Genomic DNA, 20,425 nt, shown 5'->3' with positions numbered 1-20,425 from the left:
ACGCCACCTCTCCCTCTCGCCAATTCCTCTATGCCATTGCCTGCTGGCGCCGGCGCTGTCGGCGCCGCTGCATTAGTGCGTCTACGGAGTAAAAGATGAGTGCGACCCACACAAAGGCGAAGGTGACGAGTTTGGCACTGGTCAGTGGTTCCTGATAAAGCACCGTGGCGAACACGAACATCAGCGTCGGTCCGATATATTGCAGGAAGCCGAGGGTGGAGAGATTCAGACGGCGCGCGGCAATATTAAACAACAGCAGCGGGGTCAGGGTAACCGGGCCGGCGGCAATCAGCAGCGCGTTCATTTGCCAGCTGTTGTTGAGCAAGTTGCTGGTGGGGCTGCTGCTCCAGAACAGGAAGCCAAGTGCGAGCGGCAGCATAAATAGTGTTTCTACAGTTAGACCCGTGAGGCTATCCACCGGTGTCTTTTTGCGCACCAGGCCATAGAGGCCGAAGGTGAGCGCCACGCCGAGGGCCACCAGTGGCAGGCGCCCGTAACTCCATATCTCGTAAGAAATACCCACCGCCGCCAGGCATACCGCAAACCACTGTAGCGGGCGCAGCCGCTCACCCATTGCCACCACCCCGAGCAAGATGCTGAAAATCGGATTGATGTAGTAGCCAAGGCTCGCGTCGAGAATATGGTCGCTATTGATCGCCCAGATGAAAATCAGCCAGTTGCAGGAAATCAGCGCAGTAGTGACAAGCAGAGCAACCACCGTTTTGCGCGTGCACAGCACCTCGCGCAACCCCGCAAGCTTACCCAGTACCGCCAGCATGATCAGCGCCAGTACCAATGACCAGATACTGCGATGGCTGAGAATCTCCAGTGCCGACAGGTCGTCCAGCAGCTTGAAATACAGCGGTGCGACACCCCAGATAAAATAGGCAGCGACGCCCGCGAGCAGGCCGGTGGCGGCGGAGTCTGAGTTGTGATTTTTCAACGGGTATTACCTACGCTTCGCGGTTGGTATTGCGTAGCAGCAATGGGGACAGAAACGACTGAGCCGGGGATCACCCAGCGGTGCCGTGAACCATCTGCCAGGGGGCAGAATCAACAAACCCGGGGTACTGCAGATATTTACAGTAGCACCCGGGTTGCGGGGCGTGTAACAGACGCCGGTAGCGCCCGTTAGCGGCGTCGAGCGTGTGCGCTTAGAACAGCACGCGGCAGCGCAGCGTGCCGGGGATGTTCTTCAGCTTTTCCAGCGCAAGATCCGAGTATTCGGCGTCGACATCGATAACCACGTAGCCGAGGGTCTCGTTGGTTTGCAGGAACTGCGCGGAGATGTTGATGCCGTTGTCGGAAAACACCTGGTTGATCGCGCCGAGCACGCCTGGCACATTCTTGTGGATGTGCAGCAGGCGGTGCGCACCGGCGTGGCCGGGCAGGGCGACTTCCGGGAAGTTCACCGAGCTGGTGGTGGTGCCGTTGTCGGAATATAGCGCCAGTTTGTCGGACACTTCCACGCCGATGTTTTCCTGCGCTTCGACGGTAGAACCGCCAACGTGTGGGGTCAGCAGGGCATTGTCGATACCGCGCAGCGGGGACTGGAATTCGTCGTCGTTGCCGCGTGGCTCCACCGGGAATACATCGATAGCGGTACCGGCAAGGTGGCCGCTCTTCAGCGCATCCGCCAGCGGCTCGATCTCGACCACGGTGCCGCGGGAGGCGTTCAGCAGGATCGCGCCCTTCTTCATCTTGGCAATCTGCTCGGCGCCAATCATCCACTTGGTGGAGGGCAGCTCCGGTACGTGCAGGGAGATGACGTCGGACTGGGCAAGCAGCTCGTCGAGGCTGTTGACCTGGCTGGCGTTGCCCAGCGGTAGCTTGGTGACCACATCAAAGAAGATCACGCGCATGCCGATACCTTCGGCCAATACCGAGGTCTGCGAGCCGATGGCACCATAGCCGATGATACCGAGAGTTTTACCACGCGCTTCGTAAGAGCCCACCGCGGACTTTTTCCAGCCACCGCGGTGACACACGATATTCTTCTCGGGGATACCGCGCAGCAGCATAATGGCTTCAGCGATCACCAGTTCGGCTACGCTTCGGGTGTTGGAGTAAGGCGCATTGAATACCGCGATTCCCAGATCGGTGGCGGCTTGCAGGTCTACCTGGTTGGTACCGATACAGAAGCAGCCCACCGCGATGAGCTTGGGCGCATTCTCGAGGACCTTGCGGGTCAGCTGGGTGCGCGAGCGAATCCCGACAAAGTGGGCATCGGCAATCTTCTCGATCAGCTGGTCTTCCGGCAGCGCGGTTTTGATATATTCCACGTTGGTGTAACCGCGGGAAGACAGCAGGTCTACGGCGGACTGGTGTACACCTTCCAGTAACAGGATGCGGATTTTGTCTTTCTGGAGAGATTGTTTTTGGTCAGAACTGGGCGGAGCCATATCGGGTCTCTTGGCCGTGCGCGACGAAGATCGGTCGCGGCGGGTTAAAGAAAATCGGTTGGGCCTCACCGGGGGCCCGGCGAGGGCGGCATCATACCACAAGGGCTTTCCAAAGCTTTATACGCAATATCTATCCTAGCTATCGAATCTGGTTATGTATCAACACGAATTTACCTGTAATACCCCCGTCAACCTGCCGCTCGGCAAAATCGTGTGTGTTGGGCGCAATTATGCGGCGCACGCGGAGGAGCTGAATAACCCGATTCCGGACGAGCCGCTGCTGTTTATCAAGCCCGCGACCTCGGTGGTGCCGATGGCACAACCAGTCCACCTTCCCCGCGGCCGTGGCAGCTGCCATTTTGAGGGAGAACTGGCGCTGTTGATCGGCGAGCGCCTGACCGATGCCAACCCGGGCGATGTACCAGGTGCGATTGCCGGGCTGGGGTTGGCGTTGGACCTTACGCTGCGGGAGTTGCAGTCGGACCTGAAAGCCAAGGGGCAGCCGTGGGAGAAAGCCAAGGGGTTTGATGGTGCCTGCCCGCTATCGCCGTTTGTGAAACTGGACTGGTTGCCGGATTGGGATAACCTGACTTACACCCTGTGGCTGAACGGGGAGATCCGCCAGCGGGGCAAGTCCAACCATATGCTGACGCCGATTCTGGATCTGGTGGCGTATATCAGTGAGTACTTCACCCTGATGCCGGGAGATGTAGTGCTGACCGGCACGCCGGCGGGTGTGGGGGAGTTGTTGGTTGGGGATCGTATCGCGATGGAGCTCGAAGAGGACTGGCTTCGTTGTGAGACTGAAGTGGTTTGATTTCGAGCCTTGATGGATAGGGCCGTGGCGCCCGAGCACTGGGTATTCGTTTTCGGAACCGCTGTGAATACGTCCCTGTACGCTGCGTCGCAAACATCCCTGTTTGCGACGCTTCCGAAAACGAATACCCAGCACTCAGGCTTCGCATCTGAGAGCTGAGCTTTGTTAAAGCCGGTAGCTGACCGAAGTCATCGCCTTAGAAACCAGCGTCATCAAACCTTTAACCGGGCCGGGGAAGCGAGTCCCGCCGGCATCCAGCGCTGCATGCTGATGCTTGGCCTCATCCACCAGCATCTGCTCCACCACCGCGCGGCTCTTTTCATCCTGCTCAGGCAGTTCCTGCAGATGGCCCTCCAGGTGCTTGCACACCTGTTCCTCGGTGGCGGCGAGAAAGCCCAGGCTGACCTTGTCACTGATCTTGCCGGCAGCGGCACCGATACCGAAGGACATGCCGTACCAGAGCGGATTGAGCACACTGGGACGGCTGCCCAGTTCATCCAGACGTTGCTCGCACCACGCCAGGTGGTCGATCTCTTCGTCCGCGGCGTGCTCCATCTCCGCCCGCACCTCGGGCAATTTGGCGGTCAGCGCCTGGCCCTGGTACAGGGCCTGGGCGCAGACTTCCCCGCTGTGATTGACCCGCATCAGCCCCGCCGCATGGCGACGCTCACTGTCGGAAAGCTCCGCTTCATCCACGGTTTTAGCGGGTGACGGGCGCTCGTGACAGGGCGAGCCGGGACTCAGGGTGCGCAGTGCGCGGTCTGCCTGCAGTAGCAGGCGGTCGAGTCCGGTTAATTGGCGGTGGCTGCTCACGATACGTTCCTCTCTAGGTGACTAGCTGGTTAGCTTGCTAGCTTCGCTCCGCTTGGGCAATCAGGCTTCGGTTGTCTGCTCGCGCTCTATGGCGCGGTAACCGATGTCCTTGCGGTAAAAGACGCCTTCCCAGTATATCTTGCTGGCGCACTCGTAAGCATTCTTCTGCGCGTCGGCAACGGTGTCACCCAGCGCAGTCGCGCAGAGTACGCGGCCGCCGCTAGTCACGACGCGTTCTCCGTCGAGCGCGGTGCCTGCCTGGAAGACTTTGGCGTTCTCGCTGTCCGCCTTGTCCAGACCGGAAATCGCATCACCCTTGCGGTAGCTGCCCGGGTAGCCATTGGCGGCCAGTACCACACCCAGCGCCGGGCGCGAATCCCACTCGGCGGTTACCTGATCCAGGCGCTTTTCGACTGCGGCCATACACAGCTCAACCAGGTCGGATTTCAGGCGCATCATGATCGGCTGGGTTTCCGGGTCGCCGAAGCGGCAGTTGTATTCGATAACCTTGGGGGTGCCCTCTGCGTTGATCATCAGGCCTGCGTACAGGAAACCGGTGTAAGGCATGCCTTCGGAGGCGAGGCCTTTCACGGTGGGCTCGATGACTTCGTCCATGATGCGCTGGTATACGTCTTGGGTGACTACCGGTGCCGGGGAGTAGGCACCCATGCCGCCTGTGTTGGGGCCGGTGTCGCCATCGCCGACACGTTTGTGGTCCTGGCTGGTGGCCATCGGCAGGATGTTTTCGCCATCCACCATCACGATGAAGCTGGCTTCTTCGCCGGTGAGGAATTCTTCGATCACGACGCGGCAGCCTGCGTCACCGAAGGCGTTGCCGGAGAGCATATCGCGCACGGCTAGCTCGGCCTGTTCTACGGTTTCGGCGACGATCACGCCTTTACCTGCGGCGAGGCCGTCGGCTTTTACCACGATCGGCGCGCCCTGTTCACGGATGTATTCGAGGGCGGGCTCGATTTCGGTGAAGTTCTGGTAGGCGGCGGTGGGGATGGCGTGGCGCTCGAGGAATTCTTTGGTGAACGCTTTGGAACCTTCCAGCTGGGCGGCGGCTTTTTCCGGGCCGAAGATGTTGTGGCCGCGGCTGTTAAAGAAGTCGACGATGCCGTCAACGAGCGGGGCTTCGGGGCCGACGATGGTGAGGTCGATGCCTTTTTCTTCCACCAGGTCAGAAAGCGCGGAGAAATTGTCGACGCCGATGTTGACGTTCTGCAGTTTGGGTTCGTGGGCGGTGCCGGCGTTACCCGGTGCGACGAAGACGGTGTCTACGGCGGGGTTTTGGGCGGCCTTCCAGGCCAGTGCGTGTTCGCGGCCACCAGAGCCGATTACCAGGATGTTCATTCTTGAGTTTCCCCGTGCCTGTGATTTAGGTGGGCTAGTTTAGCATTCGGATGAGGTGGACTGCTGCTTTACCGGCTTCAGGGGAAAGTACCTGGCCAGTCCGTGGCGGAGCTATGGCTGGCGGCCTTTCGCGAGACACGCCGTAAACCCATCCCTGGGGGCTCGGCTGCGGCCATCCAGGCCGCAGACGGTCTCGCGAAAGGCCGCCAGCCACAGCCCCTTCGCGTCTGACTCTGCAGGTTGTTTACTGCAGAGTCATTACAACAGTCGTCGTTTGTGTGACGTTATCAGTGACGGAAGTGACGCATTCCGGTAAACACCATCGCCATGCCGTGCTCGTCGGCTGCAGCGATCACTTCTTCGTCACGCATGGAGCCACCGGGCTGGATTACGGCACTGATGCCTACTTTGGCGGCGTTGTCGATGCCGTCGCGGAAGGGGAAGAAGGCGTCAGATGCCATAACGGCGCCTTTAACTTCGAGGCCGGCGTGCTCGGCTTTGATCGCAGCGATGCGCGCAGAGTTGACGCGGCTCATCTGGCCGGCGCCAACGCCGATGGTGCGGCCGTCTTTGGCGTAGATGATGGCGTTGGATTTGACCATCTTGGCGACTTTCCAGGCGAACAGCAGTTCGTCCAGCTGCTCTTCCGACGGCTGTACCTTGGTGACCACCTTGAGGTCTTCCTTGGCAACCATGCCGTTGTCTTTTTCCTGTACCAGCAGGCCACCGGTGACGCGCTTGTAATCGTAGGTTGCGGGGCGCTCCTGTTGTTCAGAAAGAGTGGGCCATTCGCCGCATTCCAGCAGGCGCACGTTCTTTTTGGCGGATACGGCCTGGGCGGCCTCGGCGCTGACTTTCGGGGCGATGATCACTTCGGAGAACTGCTTGTCGACGATCAGCTGGGCAGTTTCAGCGTCCAGTTCGCGGTTGAAGGCGATGATGCCGCCGAATGCGGATTCCGGGTCGGTGGCGAAGGCCAGTTCGTAGGCGGTCTTGATGTCCGCGGCGATGGCAACACCACAGGGGTTGGCGTGCTTGACGATCACACAGGCCGGCTCGTCGAACAGCTTAACGGTTTCCAGTGCGGCGTCGGTGTCGGCGACGTTGTTGAAGGACAGTTCCTTGCCCTGCAGCTGGCTGGCGGTGGATACGGAGGCTTCGGTTGCGTCTGCTTCTACGTAGAAGGCCGCTTTCTGGTGCGGGTTCTCGCCGTAGCGCATGTCCTGGGCTTTCTCGAGCTGGGTGTTGAAGGTGTTCGGGAATTCGCGGGCTTCGTTTTTGGTGTTACGCGCGCCGAAGTGGTTGGCGATCATGCCGTCGTACTGGGCGGTATGTTCGAACGCCTGCACCATCAGGTCGTAGCGGGTTTCGTAACCGAGGGCGCCGTCATTGGCTTTCATCTCTTCGATCACGGTGTCGTAGCTGTGTGCGTTGACCACGATGGCCACATCTTTGTGGTTCTTGGCCGCGGAGCGGACCATGGTGGGGCCGCCGATGTCGATGTTTTCGATGGCGGTGGGCAGGTCACAGTTGGGGTCAGCAACGGTGGCCTTGAACGGGTACAGGTTCACTACAACCATATCGATGGGCTTGATGCCGTGCTCGTCCATTACCGCGTCGTCTTTGCCGCGACGGCCCAGAATGCCGCCGTGCACCTTCGGGTGCAGGGTCTTCACGCGACCGTCCATCATTTCCGGGAAGCCGGTGTAATCGGAAACTTCCACAACCGGGATACCGGCTTCACCCAGCTGGCGGTAGGTACCACCGGTAGAGAGGATCTCTACGCCCATGGCGGAGAGTTCACGGGCGAACTCCACAATGCCGGTTTTATCGGAAACGCTGATCAGCGCGCGGCGAACGGCCACCTTGTCAGTCATATCGCATCGTCCATTCAGATGTGTAAAGAGCAGGTTAAAAACGTTGGAAATACAAATAGCGAGGGGGGATGAGCTCAGCTCATCCCCCCTCGTCGAAATTTTGCCGCCCCGGCTTTGGCTGCCTGGAGCGGTTGGCTGCCTTACAGCAGGCCGTAGCGCTTAAGCTTCTTGCGCAGGGTGCCCCGGTTGAGGCCCAGCAGCTGCGCTGCACGGGTCTGGTTGTGGCGGGTGTGCTTCATCACCACTTCCAGCATAGGCGCTTCAATCTCAGACAGCACCATATCGTACACGTCGGTTACCATCTGTCCGTCCAGGTGGCGGAAGTAGTTCTCCATCGCGTGCTCAACCGCATCGCGCAAGGCTTGCGGTTGCTGTAGTTGAGTCTGGCCCCCAGTGGATACCACATCGCTGGTATCCGGAATTAATGCTTCGTTAGTCATGCCGCTTTTGCCCCTCTAGTTATTCGGCGTTCAAACCACTCACGAACGCTGGCATGTTGTGCTTCTGCGCTATCTATTCGGTTAAAGGCTTTACGAAACTCCTCGCTGTCCGCGAGTGTTTTTACGTACCAGCCCACATGTTTACGGGCGATACGTACCCCCATAACCTCACCGTAGAAACGGTGCAGTTCACTCAAGTGAGTGATTAATATATCCCTGACTTCATCCAGTGAGGGCTCCGGCAGGTGCTCCCCCTTTGCGAGGTAGTGAGCAATCTCCCGAAATATCCATGGACGTCCCTGAGCCGCACGGCCAATCATGACCGCTTTAGCGCCGGTGTAGTCCAACACCTTGCGGGCCTTCTCCGCGCCGGTTATGTCGCCATTGGCAAAGACGGGTATCTTCACCGCCGACACAATCTCGGCAATGGTATCGAATTCGGCCTGACCATGGTAGCCACAGGCGCGGGTGCGTCCGTGAACTGCCAGAGCAGCAATTCCGAAATCTTCGGCCATCTTGGCCACCGTTACCCCGTTGCGGGAATCCGGGCACCAGCCAGTACGAATTTTCAGCGTCACTGGAACCGGCACCGAGGAAACCACCGCTTGCAGGATATCGGCAACCAGTTTCTCATCGCGCAGCAGGGCAGAACCCGCTGCTTTTTTGCACACCTTCTTTGCCGGGCAACCCATGTTGATATCGATGATCTGCGCGCCGCGCTCGACATTTGCGCGCGCGGCATCCGCCATCATCTCCGGGTCACCACCGGCAATCTGCACCGAAATCGGCCCCGCCTCACCGGCGTGGTTCAGGCGCATACGTGATTTGCGGCTGTTCCACAGACTGGTGTCGGAGGTGACCATCTCGGATACGACCAAGCCCGCGCCGAGTTCACGGCACAATTTGCGGAAGGGGCGATCGGTAACGCCGGCCATGGGCGCCAGGATTACTGGCGCTCCGATGTTATAGGGGCCGATGGCGAAGCTGCTTGGCAGTTCCGTGGGCAACACACCCTCCCGCGGGTTTGGTCTCATCAGGTGTCAAAGAGCCGCCTATGATAGCGGCTGCCTGCCCACTGGAAAAGCGAAAAAGCGCTCAAATTGGTCGATGGCTGGCCGTTTGGGACGAACTTTGTGCAATAATTTGTAGCAATTGGCGCCATCGTACGCATTTTTGCGCCTTCTGTTTCATCGCAGCCATGATCATGGCGGGCTCAGTTCGGGGCGATGCGCAGCTCGTAATTCACCGCGTCCGCACCCGGGTCAACGATATCCAGCGCGATGTGCACCGGGTTGCCGGCAGGCATCAGGCGGCGGCCGGACAGTTCGCCGCGCAGGTAATCCCGCGGATTGAAGCGGCGGCTCGCTACCGGGCTGTTCTTCAGGTCGGTGAAACGCAGCTGCAGGCTGGGAAAGGGCTGATCAAACGGTGCGCGGTTGAGCAGCACCGCCTCTACGGCGAGGGCACCGGGAATCGACGGATGGCTGCGCACCACCAGATTGGCGGTGTGAATGGCATTGATGTCCACCTGCGGTGGCAAGGTGCAGCCGATGTACGGGCAGACCTGGGCGTAAAGGTTGCGCCAGGGGTCGCGCTTGCTGAGGGTATCGAAACCAAAATAGGCGGTTTGCGCCACCAGCCCCAGCATCAGCAGCAGGCTGCCGAGGGCCCAGAGCCAGGTAGGGATGATGTGGTGCCGCTTGGGCTGCCAGGACATTTCGATCGGCGCTGCGCCGATGGATGAGATCAGCTGGTCCTTGGGTAGCAGTGGTGCCGATTCAAGCTGGCCGGAATCCAGGTGCCGCGCGTGCAGCTCGGATGGGCCCAGTTGTGCGTCCGGCAGCGGTGCCAGGTCATCATCATGACTGGAGCCCGGTGCCGGCGCGGCAATCAACTCTTCCGGCTCGGGAGTGTCGAGGTCATCGGTTGCGGCAAACTGCTCGGCAAATAGGTCATCTTCCGATTGCTTGGCGCTGCTTGCGCGGAGGCTGCTGGACTCCTCCCGGGCCATTTCTTCCGCCCACGGATTGTCGGAGGAGTCGCTCATCCGGTCGAGGCCACTGTCCATGTCCAGCAGGTCACCCTGTCGGTCATCGTCGTCTTCGCTACCGAGCTCCTGCCACTGCTGTTCGCCAAAGGCATCGCCGATCAGCGGGCTGTCGTCGAGAGCATCGCTTTTTTGTGCGGTGGCTTGCGCAGGCTGCTGTGATGCAGATTGTTCCGACGTAGGCTTGGCCCTTCTGGGTAGCTCTTCTTCACCAGTTTCGTCGTCGCCATCCAGGTCGATATCGTCGTGGATCAGGAAGTCGTCATCTTCCAGTAACTCCTCGATCGCTTTCTTGTTGGCTGGCTGCGGATCGTCCTCGTTGAATACAATATTTTCGTCGGCGCGGAATACTTGCAGGCAGGAGCCGCAGCGCACCGCACCGCGGGCGGCGCGCAGCTGAGGTTCGCTGACGTGAAACGAGGTGCTGCAGTGGGGACAGCGGGTAACCAGTTGCGACATGGATTTCGACGATTATTGCTTTGGCGTGGGAGTTTATCAGTCGCAGGGCCCGCCGCGTAGTCCGGTGAGCCTTGTGAGCGGCGTTGTGCCCCTGATGATTTATCTCACCCGGGTCCCGCTCAGCCGCACCCACTCCTCTTTTTCACCATCTGCATCGAAATCGATCCACTGGCTGTAGGCCGCTTTCACCTTGTCAGACTGGCTGGCCAGAATCCCGGACAGGCAGATACGGCCGCCGACCTTGGTGCGCTCCACAAGCTGCGGGGCCAGTTCGACCAGCGGGCCGGCGAGGATGTTGGCGAGCATGATGTCGGCACTGGCATCTGCCGGGGTTTTCTCCGGCAGGTAAACCGGAAAACGCGCGGGTTCGAGGCCGTTGCGCACGGCATTGTCGCGGCTGGCAATCAACGCCTGGGGGTCGATATCCGTACCCAGGGCGTTCTCGGCACCCAACAAAATGGCGGCGATCCCAAGGATGCCAGAGCCGCAACCGAAGTCGATGGCAGTCTTGCTCTGCACCGGCTCACCGGCCAGCCACTGCAGGCACAGGAAGGTGGTGGGGTGGGTGCCGGTGCCGAAAGCCAGGCCCGGATCGAGGATGATATTGACGGCTTCCGGCGCGGGCGGTTCGCACCAGCTTGGGCAGATCCACAGGTTATCGGCGCATTGGATGGGTTTGTAGTTGCTCATCCACTCCCGCTCCCAGTCCTTGTCTTCGAGCTGCTCCCAGCGGGCGTTGGGGAGGAGTTCACACAGGAAAGAGGCGGCCTTGGCTTCGGTCACGCCGGTGTCGACTTCGGCATCGAACAGGCCTGTGACGAGCGTTTCGTCCCATAAGGGCGTCTCGCCGAGGCCGGGTTCGAGGATGGGCTGGTCGGCATTGTCTTGCAGGGTGACTGAGACGGCGCCGGCGAACAGCAAGGCGCTTTCAATCTTCTCGGCCTGTTCGCGGTTGGTGTTTACTCGGAGTTGGAGCCAGGGCATTAGATGTTATCCGGAGTTTTTGGTTTTGAAGTGCTTGGGTGGCTCGTGGCAGCGGAGCCTTCGAGTCGAACTTGATTGCATTCTACTAGAGAGCGCGAGCTAAAAGGGTAGGGAAGGTAAGTCTGAAGGGGAGGTGCCGGGGATCGGTTTTCAAAAGCGTCGGCGACAGGACGTCGCCGCCGCAGCGCCCAGGGATGGGTTCACAGCGGTTTTGAAAACCGATCCCCGGTACTTTCCCGCCCCGGAGGTGCTTCAGAGCTAAATACCTTCGGGGCGGGCGGAGAAGTCACAGGGCTTATTCGAGCCCCAGCTTCTTCTCTAGGTAGTGAATGTTCACCCCACCCTTGGCAAATTCCGCATCCCGAACCAGGTCTTCCTGCAAAGGAATGTTGGTTTTGATACCGGTAATGATGGTTTCGCTGAGGGCGACACGCATCCGCGCCAGTGCGGTTTCACGGTCTTCCGCGTGGGTGATGATCTTGGCGATCATGGAATCGTAGTTGGGCGGTACCGAATAGCCCGCGTACAGGTGAGAGTCCACGCGTACACCCAAACCGCCGGGTGCGTGGAAGTTTTCCACCTTGCCCGGGCTCGGGAAGAAGGTTTTCGGGTCTTCCGCGTTAATACGACACTCGAAAGAGTGGCCGGTGATCTTGATGTCTTCCTGTTTGAAAGAGAGCTTCTCACCCGCACATACGCGGATCTGCTCTTTAATCAGGTCAACACCGGTCACCATTTCCGATACCGGATGCTCAACCTGAATACGGGTGTTCATCTCGATGAAGTAGAAGCGCTCGTCTTCGTACAGGAACTCGAAAGTGCCCGCACCGCGGTAGCCGATATCAATACACGCCTGGATACAGGAGTCCTGTACTTCCTTGCGTACCGCATCCGGAATGCCCGGCGCTGGTGCCTCTTCCAGAACCTTCTGGTGGCGACGCTGCAGTGAGCAGTCGCGATCACCAAAATGCACGGCGCTGCCCTGGCCGTCGGACATTACCTGGATCTCCACGTGACGCGGATTCTGCAGGAATTTTTCCATGTAGACGGTGCTGTCGCCAAACGCGGCAGCCGCTTCGGACTTGGTCACCGCGATGGAATTTACCAGCGCGCCTTCGCTGTGTACCACGCGCATACCGCGGCCACCACCACCTGCAGCCGCCTTGATGATGACCGGGAAGCCGATCTTGCGCGCGATTTCCAGGCAGCGCTCACCGTCGTCCGGCAGCGGGCCGTCAGAACCGGGTACCGTGGGTACGCCCGCTTTCTTCATGGCAGCGATTGCGGAAACCTTGTCCCCCATCAGGCGAATCACGTCCGCATCGGGGCCAATAAAGGTAAAGCCGCTTTTCTGTACCTGCTCGGCAAAATCTGCATTCTCCGCGAGGAAACCGTAACCCGGGTGCACCGCAACAGAATCGGTGATCTCCATTGCCGCGATGATCGCGGGGATATTCAGGTAGCTCTGAGGGGATGGGTTGGGACCGATACATACGGCTTCATCCGCCAGGCGCACGTGCTTTAGGTCGCGGTCAACCTGGGAGTGAACCGCTACCGTAGCGATACCCATTTCCTTACAGGCGCGCAGCACCCGCAGGGCAATCTCGCCGCGGTTGGCAATTAGAATTTTTTCAAACATGCGTAAACGCCCCCGCTCAGGAAATAACGACGAGCGGCTGGTCGAATTCTACCGGTTGGCCGTCTTCTACCAGGATTGCCTCGATGGTGCCGGCCTTGTCCGCCTCGATCTGGTTCATCATTTTCATGGCCTCAACGATGCAGATAACATCGCCGGCTTTTACCTGCTGGCCAACTTTCACGAACGGATCGGCGCCGGGGCTGGAAGCTGCATAGAAAGTGCCCACCATTGGGGACTTAACCGGATGGCCGGTCAGTGCGGGTACGGCTTCTTCCGCGGGCTCGGCGGGTGCAGCCGCCGGTGCCGGTGCGGCGGGCGCCTGCGGCGCGGCGGGAGCAGCCGCCATCGGCATGGCCATTTGCGGCATCTGAATCGCAGCGCCACTGGGGCCGCGGCTGATGCGCACTGACTCTTCACCTTCTTTAATCTCCAGCTCGCCGATGTCGGACTCTTCGAGCAGTTCGATTAGTTTCTTGATTTTGCGGATATCCATAACAGTTCACTCTTGATCTTGTGTATACCGGTTCCCCGACACGCAGCCGGGGAATGAAAATCTTGATTAGCCCAGTTGCTTGAGCGCAGCTCCCACGGCGAGGGTGTAGCTATCCGCGCCGAACCCACAAATAACGCCCTTGGCCAAATCGGACAGGTAGGAGTGATGGCGGAAAGGCTCGCGGGCGTGAGGGTTCGACAGGTGCACTTCGATAAACGGAATGGCCACACCGGCCAGGGCATCGCGCAGCGCCACACTGGTGTGGGTAAAGGCCGCAGGATTGATCACGATGAAGTCGACCTTGTCGGCAAATGCCTGGTGGATACGTTCCACCAGTGCCCCTTCATGATTGCTTTGCAGGCTGTCGAACGCGCAGCCGGCCGCCGCACACTGCGCGCTGGCAGCTTCATTAATCTGGGAAAGAGTCGTGGAGCCATAGATCTCTGGCTCGCGGGTGCCCAACAGGTTCAGATTGGGGCCGTGTAGCAAAAGCAGTTTAGCCATTCTGTGCCTCGGTAAAGCGCGCAAAGTTGTGACTAAAATCGGGAAAAAGTCATGAAACTTCCCGGAAAACCGCGTCACAAGGGGTGTTTGGCAAATTTCGCTTGGAGTTTGCCGTAAAAGTGACCCCCTGTCCATGCCTCAAATGTCGAAAAAGAGACGTTGCGCGCAGTTCGCCGAAGTTAGCGGCCTAATTGCCGTAGTTTTTTATGAATGGGTGGCTTTTTCGCCAGCGTGAATGGCCACAATGGCATTTTGGCCGAAAGGTGGGGCTCGATGCCGCTGGGGTGGTTGCGGCGAAGGGGGCCGGTGGCTCTGCCACCGGCAGGGGCAAACTAGCGAGTAGCGGATTCAGCGAGGCGCTCTTCGCTAACCGCACTGTGCATGGCCGTGAGCAGGCCATCGCGGGTCAGGATTTGCGGCAGAATCTGTGGTTCACCACCGCCCTCCGGAAACAGCAGGTACAGTGGCACGCTGGAGCGGCCGTAGCGTGCCAGCAGTTCGGTGATTTGCGGGTCCTGGTTGGTCCAGTCACCTTTCAGGGCGGTAATGCCCAGATCTGCCACCGCCGCGGTAATACGGTCGCTGGAAAGTACGACTTTTTCGTTCGCCAGGCAGGTGATGCACCAGGCTGCGGTCATGTTGATCAGTACCGGGCGGCCTTCACTGCGCGCTGCTGCGAGAGCCTCTGGCGAATAGGTCTGCCAGTAATCGCTCTTGCTTGCCTGCGTTGGCTGGCTCGCATTGCTGTCCAGGTTGGGTAGAACCCAAATGGCGCCGGCAACCGCGATCACCGCGGTGCTGGTGCGCAGCCAGGTTTTGCCGGCGGTTGCCGGGCGCGGCCACAGCCACAGGGCGAAGGCGATGGCAACCGCACCGGCCAGCACCAGGGTAACCCCGTCACTGCCACTCTGGCGACCCAGTACCCACAGCAGCCACACCGCAGTCAGGTACATTGGGAAGGCCAGCAGTTGCTTGAGCGTTTCCATCCAGGGGCCGGGGCGCGGCAGGCGCTGGGCCAGTGCGGGAATATAGGTAAGCAGCAAGAAGGGTGCCGCCATGCCGAAGCCCAGGGCAGCGAATACCGCGAGTGCGACTGGCGCGGGTTGGGTCACGGCAAAGCCCAGCGCCGAGCCCATCATGGGCGCGGTGCACGGGCTGGCCACGACGGTAGCCAGAGCGCCGGTGGAGAAGGAGCCGCTGAGCCCCTTACTTTCGCTGTTGGCGCCGAGGCCCATCAGGCGGCCGCCGAACTCGGTCAGGCCGGACAGGCTGAGGCCCATGGCAAAAAACAGGTAGGCCAGCGCGGCTACTACGACCGGCGACTGCAGCTGGAAGCCCCAGCCGACGGCCTCACCCGCGGTGCGTAGGGCCAGCATTAGGGCGGCAATCAGCAGGAAAGTTGCGACCACGCCCGCGGTGTAAGCCCAGCCGTGCAGCTGCTGGCGGTCACCACTGTTGGTGATGGTCAGCGCCTTGATCGACAGTACCGGGAAGACGCAGGGCATCAGGTTCAGCAGCATGCCGCCACCAAAAGCCAGCGCCATGGCCAGTAACAGGTTGGAGAAAAGCGTGCTGCTGGCGCTGCCGGCGAGGGGTGCAGTGCTGCCACTTGCTGCGCCGCCGGGGCCTGAGCCCAGGCCACCATTGCCGGCGGCGGGGGTGGCGGTTTTTTGCAGCAGATCCAGGTCAAAATTACGTGTTTGCGGTGGATAGCACAGGCCCGCATCCGCGCAGCCCTGGTAGTTCACCTGCAGGCGGGCCTTGCTGGCTCCCTCTGGTAGCGCCAACGGAACTTCCAGCTGCCAGCGGTACACCTCGGTTTCTTTTTCGAAATAGTCGTCCCAGATCACCTCGCCGCTTACCAGGGTCAGCGGCAGTTCGGTCTTGTCTTCGCCGTTCAGCAGGTAAACCGATAACTTGTCCCGGTACAGGTAATATTCTGGAGCGATCTGAAACAGGGCGGCGGCATCTGTGTCAGTTAACAGAACGTCGAGCTGGTAGGCTTCGTCTACCGGCAGAAAATCGTCCTGACCGCCAGCGAGCGCGGCGAATGGGTTCTCCTGTTGTGCGCTCGCCGGGGCGCTCAGCAGCAGGCTGCATAGCAATGCGGTCAGAAGAGCCAGCGCAGTCCCCAGTCGGTTGCGCGACGGGCGCCGCGTGTTCGAAGAGGTGGGCAGATAAATTTCGCGCATGCCGGAAGTGTTCGCAGTCATCGGTAATAAAATTCTTTATAGTCGGGTCAGATTGGACTGTTATTGCACGGTGCCGTTCCCCGGTTGGGGTGCAGCTGCAGGCTGGACGCTGGCGTGTGCCGCAGCCTGCGCACAATTGCGCTGGCAGTATAACGGTGGTGTCGGTACAAAAAAACAACAGTCGCCCGATGGGTGACTGCTTCAGGGAGGTGGGTATCAGAAAGTTGAAGGCGGTCACTGTTTTCGCAACCGGTGCGGTTGTGCTGCTGGCAGGGTGTGCAACGCCGCCGCCTCCGGCGCCACAAGTGGTTGTGCCGCCAGCGCCCACCGGCCCCAGCCCGGAAGAGATACGCCAGCGCGCTGTTCGTCACTTTCTGACGCGGGCGGAAGTGGCGCAGCGTGAGGGTTTTATCACCATGCCGGCTGGTGCCAGCGCCTACGATTTTTACTTGCAGGTACTGCAGCTGGATCCAGGCAATACCCAGGCCAGGGCGGGCATCCAAACGCTGGTAATGCATCAGGTGGATCGGGCACGCGATGCGTTGCGGCGGCGATCCTTCGGGGAGGTAAATAGTCTGCTGAATACCGCGGATGAAATCGCCCCCGGCAACCCTCTGTCTGCAGAGGTGCGTGCACAATTGCAGCGCGAGCGGCAGCGTGCCCGTCAGGATGTGACACTGGACGGGCCCGGAGCGCAGACAGTGGCGCTACCGCCAGCCGAGTTGTCCGCGCGCTCCGCGGCCATGGTGCAGATGCTCGCCACGACCGCACAGCGGATCCAGCAGCATCAGTTACGGGTGATTATTGTTGCGCGCGATGATGCCGAGGGCCGCTGGATCTACAGTCAGTTGCGCCAGGCGGTACCGGGATACCGGGTTCGGGGTGACATAAAGCTCGGCAATCCACCGCGATTACTGTTACAAAAGAGTCGCTAAGCCGCGCTCGCGCAAGCGACGCGCGGGTTTGGCGATGCACGATACAGCGCGGCTAAGCGCGAATAAGTACAACGATTCACAGCTATGCGCAATACATGTCTAGATGGGGAGTTGATTATGAAAAAAAGTCGCTTTGCCGCGGGCCTGTTGCGGGTCATTGCACTCGCATCTCTGGTTACTGCGTTTACTGCCGGCGCACTTCATGCAAGTGACCTGAAGGATCAGCAACCTGCCGGGCACCTCAGCGCCGTCGGCTACGCCCGGGAAATGCCACCGGGCGCACCCATGGGCGCGGCCTATCTGGCGTTACAGAATTTGTCCACAAGCGAGTATGTGCTGGAGCGCATCGAGTTGCCCGCCCATCCCGAGGGCCGCGTGGAGCTGCATACGACCCTGCAGGAGAATGGAATAAGCAAGATGCGCGCGCTGGGGCAGCTCGCCTTACCGGCCCTTGCCTCTCTTGAAATGCGCCCTGGTGGCACCCATCTGATGGTGCATGGCGTGCGGCTGCAAGCTGGTGCACAACTTCCGGTAAAGCTCATATTTGCCGATGGCAGCAGCTTCCAGCTCTCATTGCCGGTGCTGGGGCTCAACGATGCTCCGCCCGCGGGAATGAGTGCTGAGGTGGAGCAGGAAGATCATCACCACCATCACGGCCACCATGGACATGGTTAGCGCTGAGTAGAAACCCAGATTGAAACCTTGCGCCGCGGTGAGCGGCCATTACAGATAAAAAGTGGAGCCATTTATGAAATCACTCTTTGCGATACTGGCGACCGGTTTTGCGGTCATGCTGGGCGGCTGTGCGCACAGCCCGGTACAGGTCGAAATTAAGCCGCAGGTAAGTGTGGCACCGGATAACATCGGTGCGGGCTACACCCTTTCCGCGCGGGGCGCCAACCAGTTGGGCAACGATGGGCTCGGCTCGCTGGGGGGGATTTACTCGGATTCTTCGAATGTGACCCTGGCCAATAATATTGACCGGGCAATTGCTGACGCGTTGTATCAGGGTTTTGAAGCCTGGTCATTCCGCACCGTTGAGGGTGGTGGCGATGTGCAGGTGGTGGCAACCCTGACCGACCTGCGCTACACCAGCCCGAACAAGCTTTACACCACCAAGGTGGATTCCGGTGCGGCGATTCAGTTACAGGTTACGGTTAAGGGCGCGACTTTTTTCGGTAATTACAGCACCAGTGGCAAAGACCGCAACCTGATCAAGCCGAGCAAGGAAGAGGTGCAGGCCACGATCAACCAGCTGCTGAGCGCAACATTGCAGCGCGCGTTTGAGGACGAAAAGCTGAAGTCGTTCTTGCGTCAACACCTGTAAAGGCGCACGTCAGTTTTTGCTGGCATGAAAAAAAATCCTCAAAGTGTGCGAACTTACACACTATTTGTAATGGATTGTGCACAAGGGTTATCGTGCCAGCGCCTAAGTCGGTATTATTTTGAGAAATTTGTTTTTGATCGGAAATTGTCGCCGATCCGGTGTACAGTTAATTTCGTATGCAGTGCATTCGTTAACGTAATTGGTTACACCGCTCCGAGCATCCTGGCACCAGGCCCACTGCTTGCTTTAGCCGCGGGCCATTTGCACAGGCTGATTAAACTGGATGTCCCTTGACTGAATTTGACTCCCAAAGCGCCACCTTTCACGGCCAGCTCGATGCATCGACGCCGGATATGTCGCCCAGTGCTCAGATGAGCCTGGCTGCTGCTGAGCTGGCGCTGGGGGAAGTGGCCGATGGTGTCGTGATCACCGACCGCCATGGGCGCATCCGTTACAGCAATCCGCTGGCTGGAGAGCTGTGTGGCAGCCTCGTGGGGTTGTTACCCGGTCAGATTTTGTCGGAGTGTCTGCGCCTTGAAGATGATCAGGGTGTGCCACTCGACCTCGCCCTGAGCCCGGGTGAGGCCACGGCAGAGGAGGTGCCAAGCCGTCGCGAGCTGCGCGCGAATCTGCGCAGGCAGGGGCTGCGACTCGCGGATGGTGAGGCGGAACTCGTTGAGATCAGTGTGCAGATAAACACGGTCAAAGACGGTGTTAGCCTAGATGGCTACGTGGTGGTATTGCGGCACACCTCGGAAGCACGACGGATTTCCTCCCGCCTGAGCTGGCAAAGCAGTCACGATACGCTTACCCGTCTGCCCAATCGCCAGACCTTCGAACAGGCCTTGCAGCAATTACTCAACCGGGACACCGGGCCGCGCCAGCACCATATCCTGCTGTACCTCGACGTTTATCAATTCAAAGTGGTCAACGACACCCTTGGCTACAGTGCCGGTGACGCTCTGCTGGTTGCATTAGCACGTATCCTCACCCAGTGCCTGGGCAAGAACGATTTGCTGGGGCGTGTGGGTAGTGACGAGTTTGCTGTGTTGCTCCGCGATTGCACCCTGGAAGAAGCCAAGCGCATCGTCACGCGGCTGCGCGAGGCGGTGAACGATTTTGTGTTCGAGTGGGAGTCCAGTGAGACCCGTCCCGCGCTGTCTATTGGCGCGGTGAGTGTCGACGCACATGCGCCACCTTCCAGCCAGCTGCTGGCGACCGCCAATGATGCATGCAGTGCGGCCCGAGAGCAGGGGCGCAACCGGGTGAAATTTTTCGGCGATTCGCGCAAGGCACTGGAAAAACGCCGCGAGAGCACCTGGCTGTCAGAGATCCATGCGGCAATTCGCGATGACCGCCTGATGCTGTATCGCCAGCCGGTGGTGGCGCTGCAGGAAAAGAACCGGGTGCATCACTATGAAGTGCTGGTGCGGATGCGCGGGCGCGATGGCGATATTATTTCTCCCGGCCTCTTTCTGCCGGCCGCCGAGCGCTACGGCATTATCGATGATGTGGATCGCTGGGTGATCCGTAACATCTTCAAGTACATGGCGCTCGAGCAGAGCAGTGGCGCCGGCGGTTTCCACTATGCCATCAACGTTTCTGGAATCAGCCTGGGCGATGAATACTTTGCCGACTTTGTGTTGCGTGAGTTGACGGATGCGGGCGTTGCGCCGTCGCGGGTGCAGTTTGAAATTACCGAAACCAGTGCGATCAATAACCTGGATCGGGCGCTGATGTTTATCCACAAGTTGCGTGCGGCCGGGTGCAGTTTTGCGCTGGATGATTTTGGTCGCGGTGCCTCTTCGCTCGCGTACTTGCGCCAGTTGCCGGTGGACTACCTGAAGATCGACGGCTCCTTTGTACGCAATATGCTGGAGGATGAGATCGACAGCGCGATGGTGAGTACGGTGGACCACCTGGCCAAGCGGATGGGAATCAGCACCATTGCGGAATTTGCGGAGACTCCGGAGCTGTTGGAACGACTGCGTTTGATGGGGGTGGATTACGCGCAGGGGTTTGGAATTGCCGCTGCCGCCTGCCTGCCCGAGATCAGTGGGCCGCGGCCGACCTCCGTGGATTGAGCCCGGCCCACCCCGAAAACCCTTCACTAGACCACGCGTCGGCGACCTCCCTGTCG

At 59.8% G+C, this 20,425-nt stretch carries 18 protein-coding genes; 5 read left to right on the top strand and 13 right to left on the bottom strand.

Annotated elements, in window-relative coordinates:
• Window positions 1-28: 28 nt before the first annotated feature.
• Both rarD and serA read right to left on the bottom strand, forming a co-directional pair.
• Window positions 29-943 (bottom strand): EamA family transporter RarD, encoded by a 915-nt coding sequence (rarD, locus tag AS89_RS0109440; RefSeq protein WP_010132313.1) that lies wholly within the window; start codon window positions 941-943, stop codon window positions 29-31.
• A 211-nt stretch (window positions 944-1,154) separates the two neighbouring features.
• Window positions 1,155-2,402: a phosphoglycerate dehydrogenase gene (serA, locus tag AS89_RS0109435; protein ID WP_010132311.1), complete on the bottom strand. Its 1,248-nt coding sequence runs from the start codon at window positions 2,400-2,402 to the stop codon at window positions 1,155-1,157.
• Window positions 2,403-2,556: 154 nt separating this feature from the next.
• Between serA and AS89_RS0109430 the strand changes: the two genes are divergently transcribed.
• Complete coding sequence (locus AS89_RS0109430; RefSeq protein WP_010132310.1) at window positions 2,557-3,219, top strand: fumarylacetoacetate hydrolase family protein; 663 nt, start codon at window positions 2,557-2,559, stop codon at window positions 3,217-3,219.
• A gap of 165 nt (window positions 3,220-3,384) precedes the next feature.
• On the opposite strand, the gene coq7 is transcribed toward AS89_RS0109430, so the two are convergent.
• The 11 genes from coq7 to AS89_RS0109375 all read right to left on the bottom strand — a co-directional run bounded on the left by coq7 (window position 3,385) and on the right by AS89_RS0109375 (window position 16,044).
• Window positions 3,385-4,032 carry a 2-polyprenyl-3-methyl-6-methoxy-1,4-benzoquinone monooxygenase gene (coq7, locus tag AS89_RS0109425; protein ID WP_010132309.1) on the bottom strand — a complete coding sequence of 216 codons (648 nt, stop codon included), beginning with the start codon at window positions 4,030-4,032 and terminating at the stop codon, window positions 3,385-3,387.
• A gap of 60 nt (window positions 4,033-4,092) precedes the next feature.
• On the bottom strand, window positions 4,093-5,388 hold the full coding sequence (purD, locus tag AS89_RS0109420) for a phosphoribosylamine--glycine ligase (RefSeq protein ID WP_010132308.1): 1,296 nt from the start codon (window positions 5,386-5,388) through the stop codon (window positions 4,093-4,095).
• Window positions 5,389-5,675: 287 nt separating this feature from the next.
• Complete coding sequence (gene purH, locus AS89_RS0109415) at window positions 5,676-7,265, bottom strand: bifunctional phosphoribosylaminoimidazolecarboxamide formyltransferase/IMP cyclohydrolase (protein ID WP_010132307.1); 1,590 nt, start codon at window positions 7,263-7,265, stop codon at window positions 5,676-5,678.
• Between the two features lie 140 nt (window positions 7,266-7,405).
• Window positions 7,406-7,705: a DNA-binding transcriptional regulator Fis gene (gene fis, locus AS89_RS0109410; protein ID WP_010132306.1), complete on the bottom strand. Its 300-nt coding sequence runs from the start codon at window positions 7,703-7,705 to the stop codon at window positions 7,406-7,408.
• On the bottom strand, window positions 7,702-8,739 hold the full coding sequence (dusB, locus tag AS89_RS0109405) for a tRNA dihydrouridine synthase DusB (RefSeq protein ID WP_050901676.1): 1,038 nt from the start codon (window positions 8,737-8,739) through the stop codon (window positions 7,702-7,704). Before dusB ends, fis begins: the two co-directional genes overlap by 4 nt.
• Window positions 8,740-8,918: 179 nt before the next feature.
• Window positions 8,919-10,211 (bottom strand): DUF3426 domain-containing protein, encoded by a 1,293-nt coding sequence (locus AS89_RS0109400; protein ID WP_010132304.1) that lies wholly within the window; start codon window positions 10,209-10,211, stop codon window positions 8,919-8,921.
• A gap of 99 nt (window positions 10,212-10,310) precedes the next feature.
• Window positions 10,311-11,195 (bottom strand): 50S ribosomal protein L11 methyltransferase, encoded by an 885-nt coding sequence (gene prmA / locus AS89_RS0109395; protein ID WP_010132303.1) that lies wholly within the window; start codon window positions 11,193-11,195, stop codon window positions 10,311-10,313.
• A 295-nt stretch (window positions 11,196-11,490) separates the two neighbouring features.
• A complete protein-coding gene (gene accC / locus AS89_RS0109390) occupies window positions 11,491-12,834 on the bottom strand; it encodes an acetyl-CoA carboxylase biotin carboxylase subunit (protein WP_010132302.1) in 1,344 nt (447 codons plus the stop codon).
• Between the two features lie 16 nt (window positions 12,835-12,850).
• Entirely contained in the window at window positions 12,851-13,327 is a 477-nt protein-coding gene (gene accB / locus AS89_RS0109385) for an acetyl-CoA carboxylase biotin carboxyl carrier protein (protein ID WP_010132301.1), read from the bottom strand.
• Between the two features lie 66 nt (window positions 13,328-13,393).
• A complete protein-coding gene (gene aroQ, locus AS89_RS0109380; protein WP_010132300.1) occupies window positions 13,394-13,831 on the bottom strand; it encodes a type II 3-dehydroquinate dehydratase in 438 nt (145 codons plus the stop codon).
• A gap of 332 nt (window positions 13,832-14,163) precedes the next feature.
• A complete protein-coding gene (locus AS89_RS0109375) occupies window positions 14,164-16,044 on the bottom strand; it encodes a protein-disulfide reductase DsbD family protein (protein ID WP_010132299.1) in 1,881 nt (626 codons plus the stop codon).
• A 137-nt stretch (window positions 16,045-16,181) separates the two neighbouring features.
• Between AS89_RS0109375 and AS89_RS0109370 the strand changes: the two genes are divergently transcribed.
• The 4 genes from AS89_RS0109370 (at window position 16,182) to AS89_RS0109355 (ending at window position 20,369) form a co-directional block, all read left to right on the top strand.
• A complete protein-coding gene (locus AS89_RS0109370) occupies window positions 16,182-16,958 on the top strand; it encodes an N-acetylglucosaminyltransferase (RefSeq protein ID WP_138976387.1) in 777 nt (258 codons plus the stop codon).
• A gap of 117 nt (window positions 16,959-17,075) precedes the next feature.
• Window positions 17,076-17,633, top strand: coding sequence for a copper chaperone PCu(A)C (locus tag AS89_RS17270; protein ID WP_010132296.1), 558 nt, complete (start codon window positions 17,076-17,078; stop codon window positions 17,631-17,633).
• A 73-nt stretch (window positions 17,634-17,706) separates the two neighbouring features.
• The gene (locus tag AS89_RS0109360) at window positions 17,707-18,285 is read left to right on the top strand and encodes a YajG family lipoprotein (RefSeq protein WP_010132294.1); all 579 of its coding nucleotides are present in this window, start codon (window positions 17,707-17,709) and stop codon (window positions 18,283-18,285) included.
• A 290-nt stretch (window positions 18,286-18,575) separates the two neighbouring features.
• On the top strand, window positions 18,576-20,369 hold the full coding sequence (locus AS89_RS0109355) for an EAL domain-containing protein (protein WP_010132293.1): 1,794 nt from the start codon (window positions 18,576-18,578) through the stop codon (window positions 20,367-20,369).
• Window positions 20,370-20,425 lie beyond the last annotated feature (56 nt).

This window comes from Microbulbifer agarilyticus S89 (assembly GCF_000220505.1).
GTDB classification, from domain to species: domain Bacteria; phylum Pseudomonadota; class Gammaproteobacteria; order Pseudomonadales; family Cellvibrionaceae; genus Microbulbifer; species Microbulbifer agarilyticus_B.
The sequence above is the reverse complement of the archived record's forward strand: the minus strand, read 5'-3'. Positions and strand labels throughout refer to the sequence as shown.

What these genes read in the sequence shown, in the direction of transcription:
- AS89_RS17270 (WP_010132296.1), top strand. Translation starts at nt 17,076, where the DNA reads ATGAAAAAAAGTCGCTTTGCCGCGGGCCTGTTGCGGGTCATTGCACTC.
- purD (WP_010132308.1), bottom strand. Translation starts at nt 5,388, where the DNA reads ATGAACATCCTGGTAATCGGCTCTGGTGGCCGCGAACACGCACTGGCC.
- accB (WP_010132301.1), bottom strand. Translation starts at nt 13,327, where the DNA reads ATGGATATCCGCAAAATCAAGAAACTAATCGAACTGCTCGAAGAGTCC.
- AS89_RS0109430 (WP_010132310.1), top strand. Translation starts at nt 2,557, where the DNA reads ATGTATCAACACGAATTTACCTGTAATACCCCCGTCAACCTGCCGCTC.
- purH (WP_010132307.1), bottom strand. Translation starts at nt 7,265, where the DNA reads ATGACTGACAAGGTGGCCGTTCGCCGCGCGCTGATCAGCGTTTCCGAT.
- aroQ (WP_010132300.1), bottom strand. Translation starts at nt 13,831, where the DNA reads ATGGCTAAACTGCTTTTGCTACACGGCCCCAATCTGAACCTGTTGGGC.
- AS89_RS0109360 (WP_010132294.1), top strand. Translation starts at nt 17,707, where the DNA reads ATGAAATCACTCTTTGCGATACTGGCGACCGGTTTTGCGGTCATGCTG.
- prmA (WP_010132303.1), bottom strand. Translation starts at nt 11,195, where the DNA reads ATGCCCTGGCTCCAACTCCGAGTAAACACCAACCGCGAACAGGCCGAG.
- accC (WP_010132302.1), bottom strand. Translation starts at nt 12,834, where the DNA reads ATGTTTGAAAAAATTCTAATTGCCAACCGCGGCGAGATTGCCCTGCGG.
- serA (WP_010132311.1), bottom strand. Translation starts at nt 2,402, where the DNA reads ATGGCTCCGCCCAGTTCTGACCAAAAACAATCTCTCCAGAAAGACAAA.
- AS89_RS0109400 (WP_010132304.1), bottom strand. Translation starts at nt 10,211, where the DNA reads ATGTCGCAACTGGTTACCCGCTGTCCCCACTGCAGCACCTCGTTTCAC.
- fis (WP_010132306.1), bottom strand. Translation starts at nt 7,705, where the DNA reads ATGACTAACGAAGCATTAATTCCGGATACCAGCGATGTGGTATCCACT.
- AS89_RS0109375 (WP_010132299.1), bottom strand. Translation starts at nt 16,044, where the DNA reads ATGACTGCGAACACTTCCGGCATGCGCGAAATTTATCTGCCCACCTCT.
- dusB (WP_050901676.1), bottom strand. Translation starts at nt 8,739, where the DNA reads ATGAGACCAAACCCGCGGGAGGGTGTGTTGCCCACGGAACTGCCAAGC.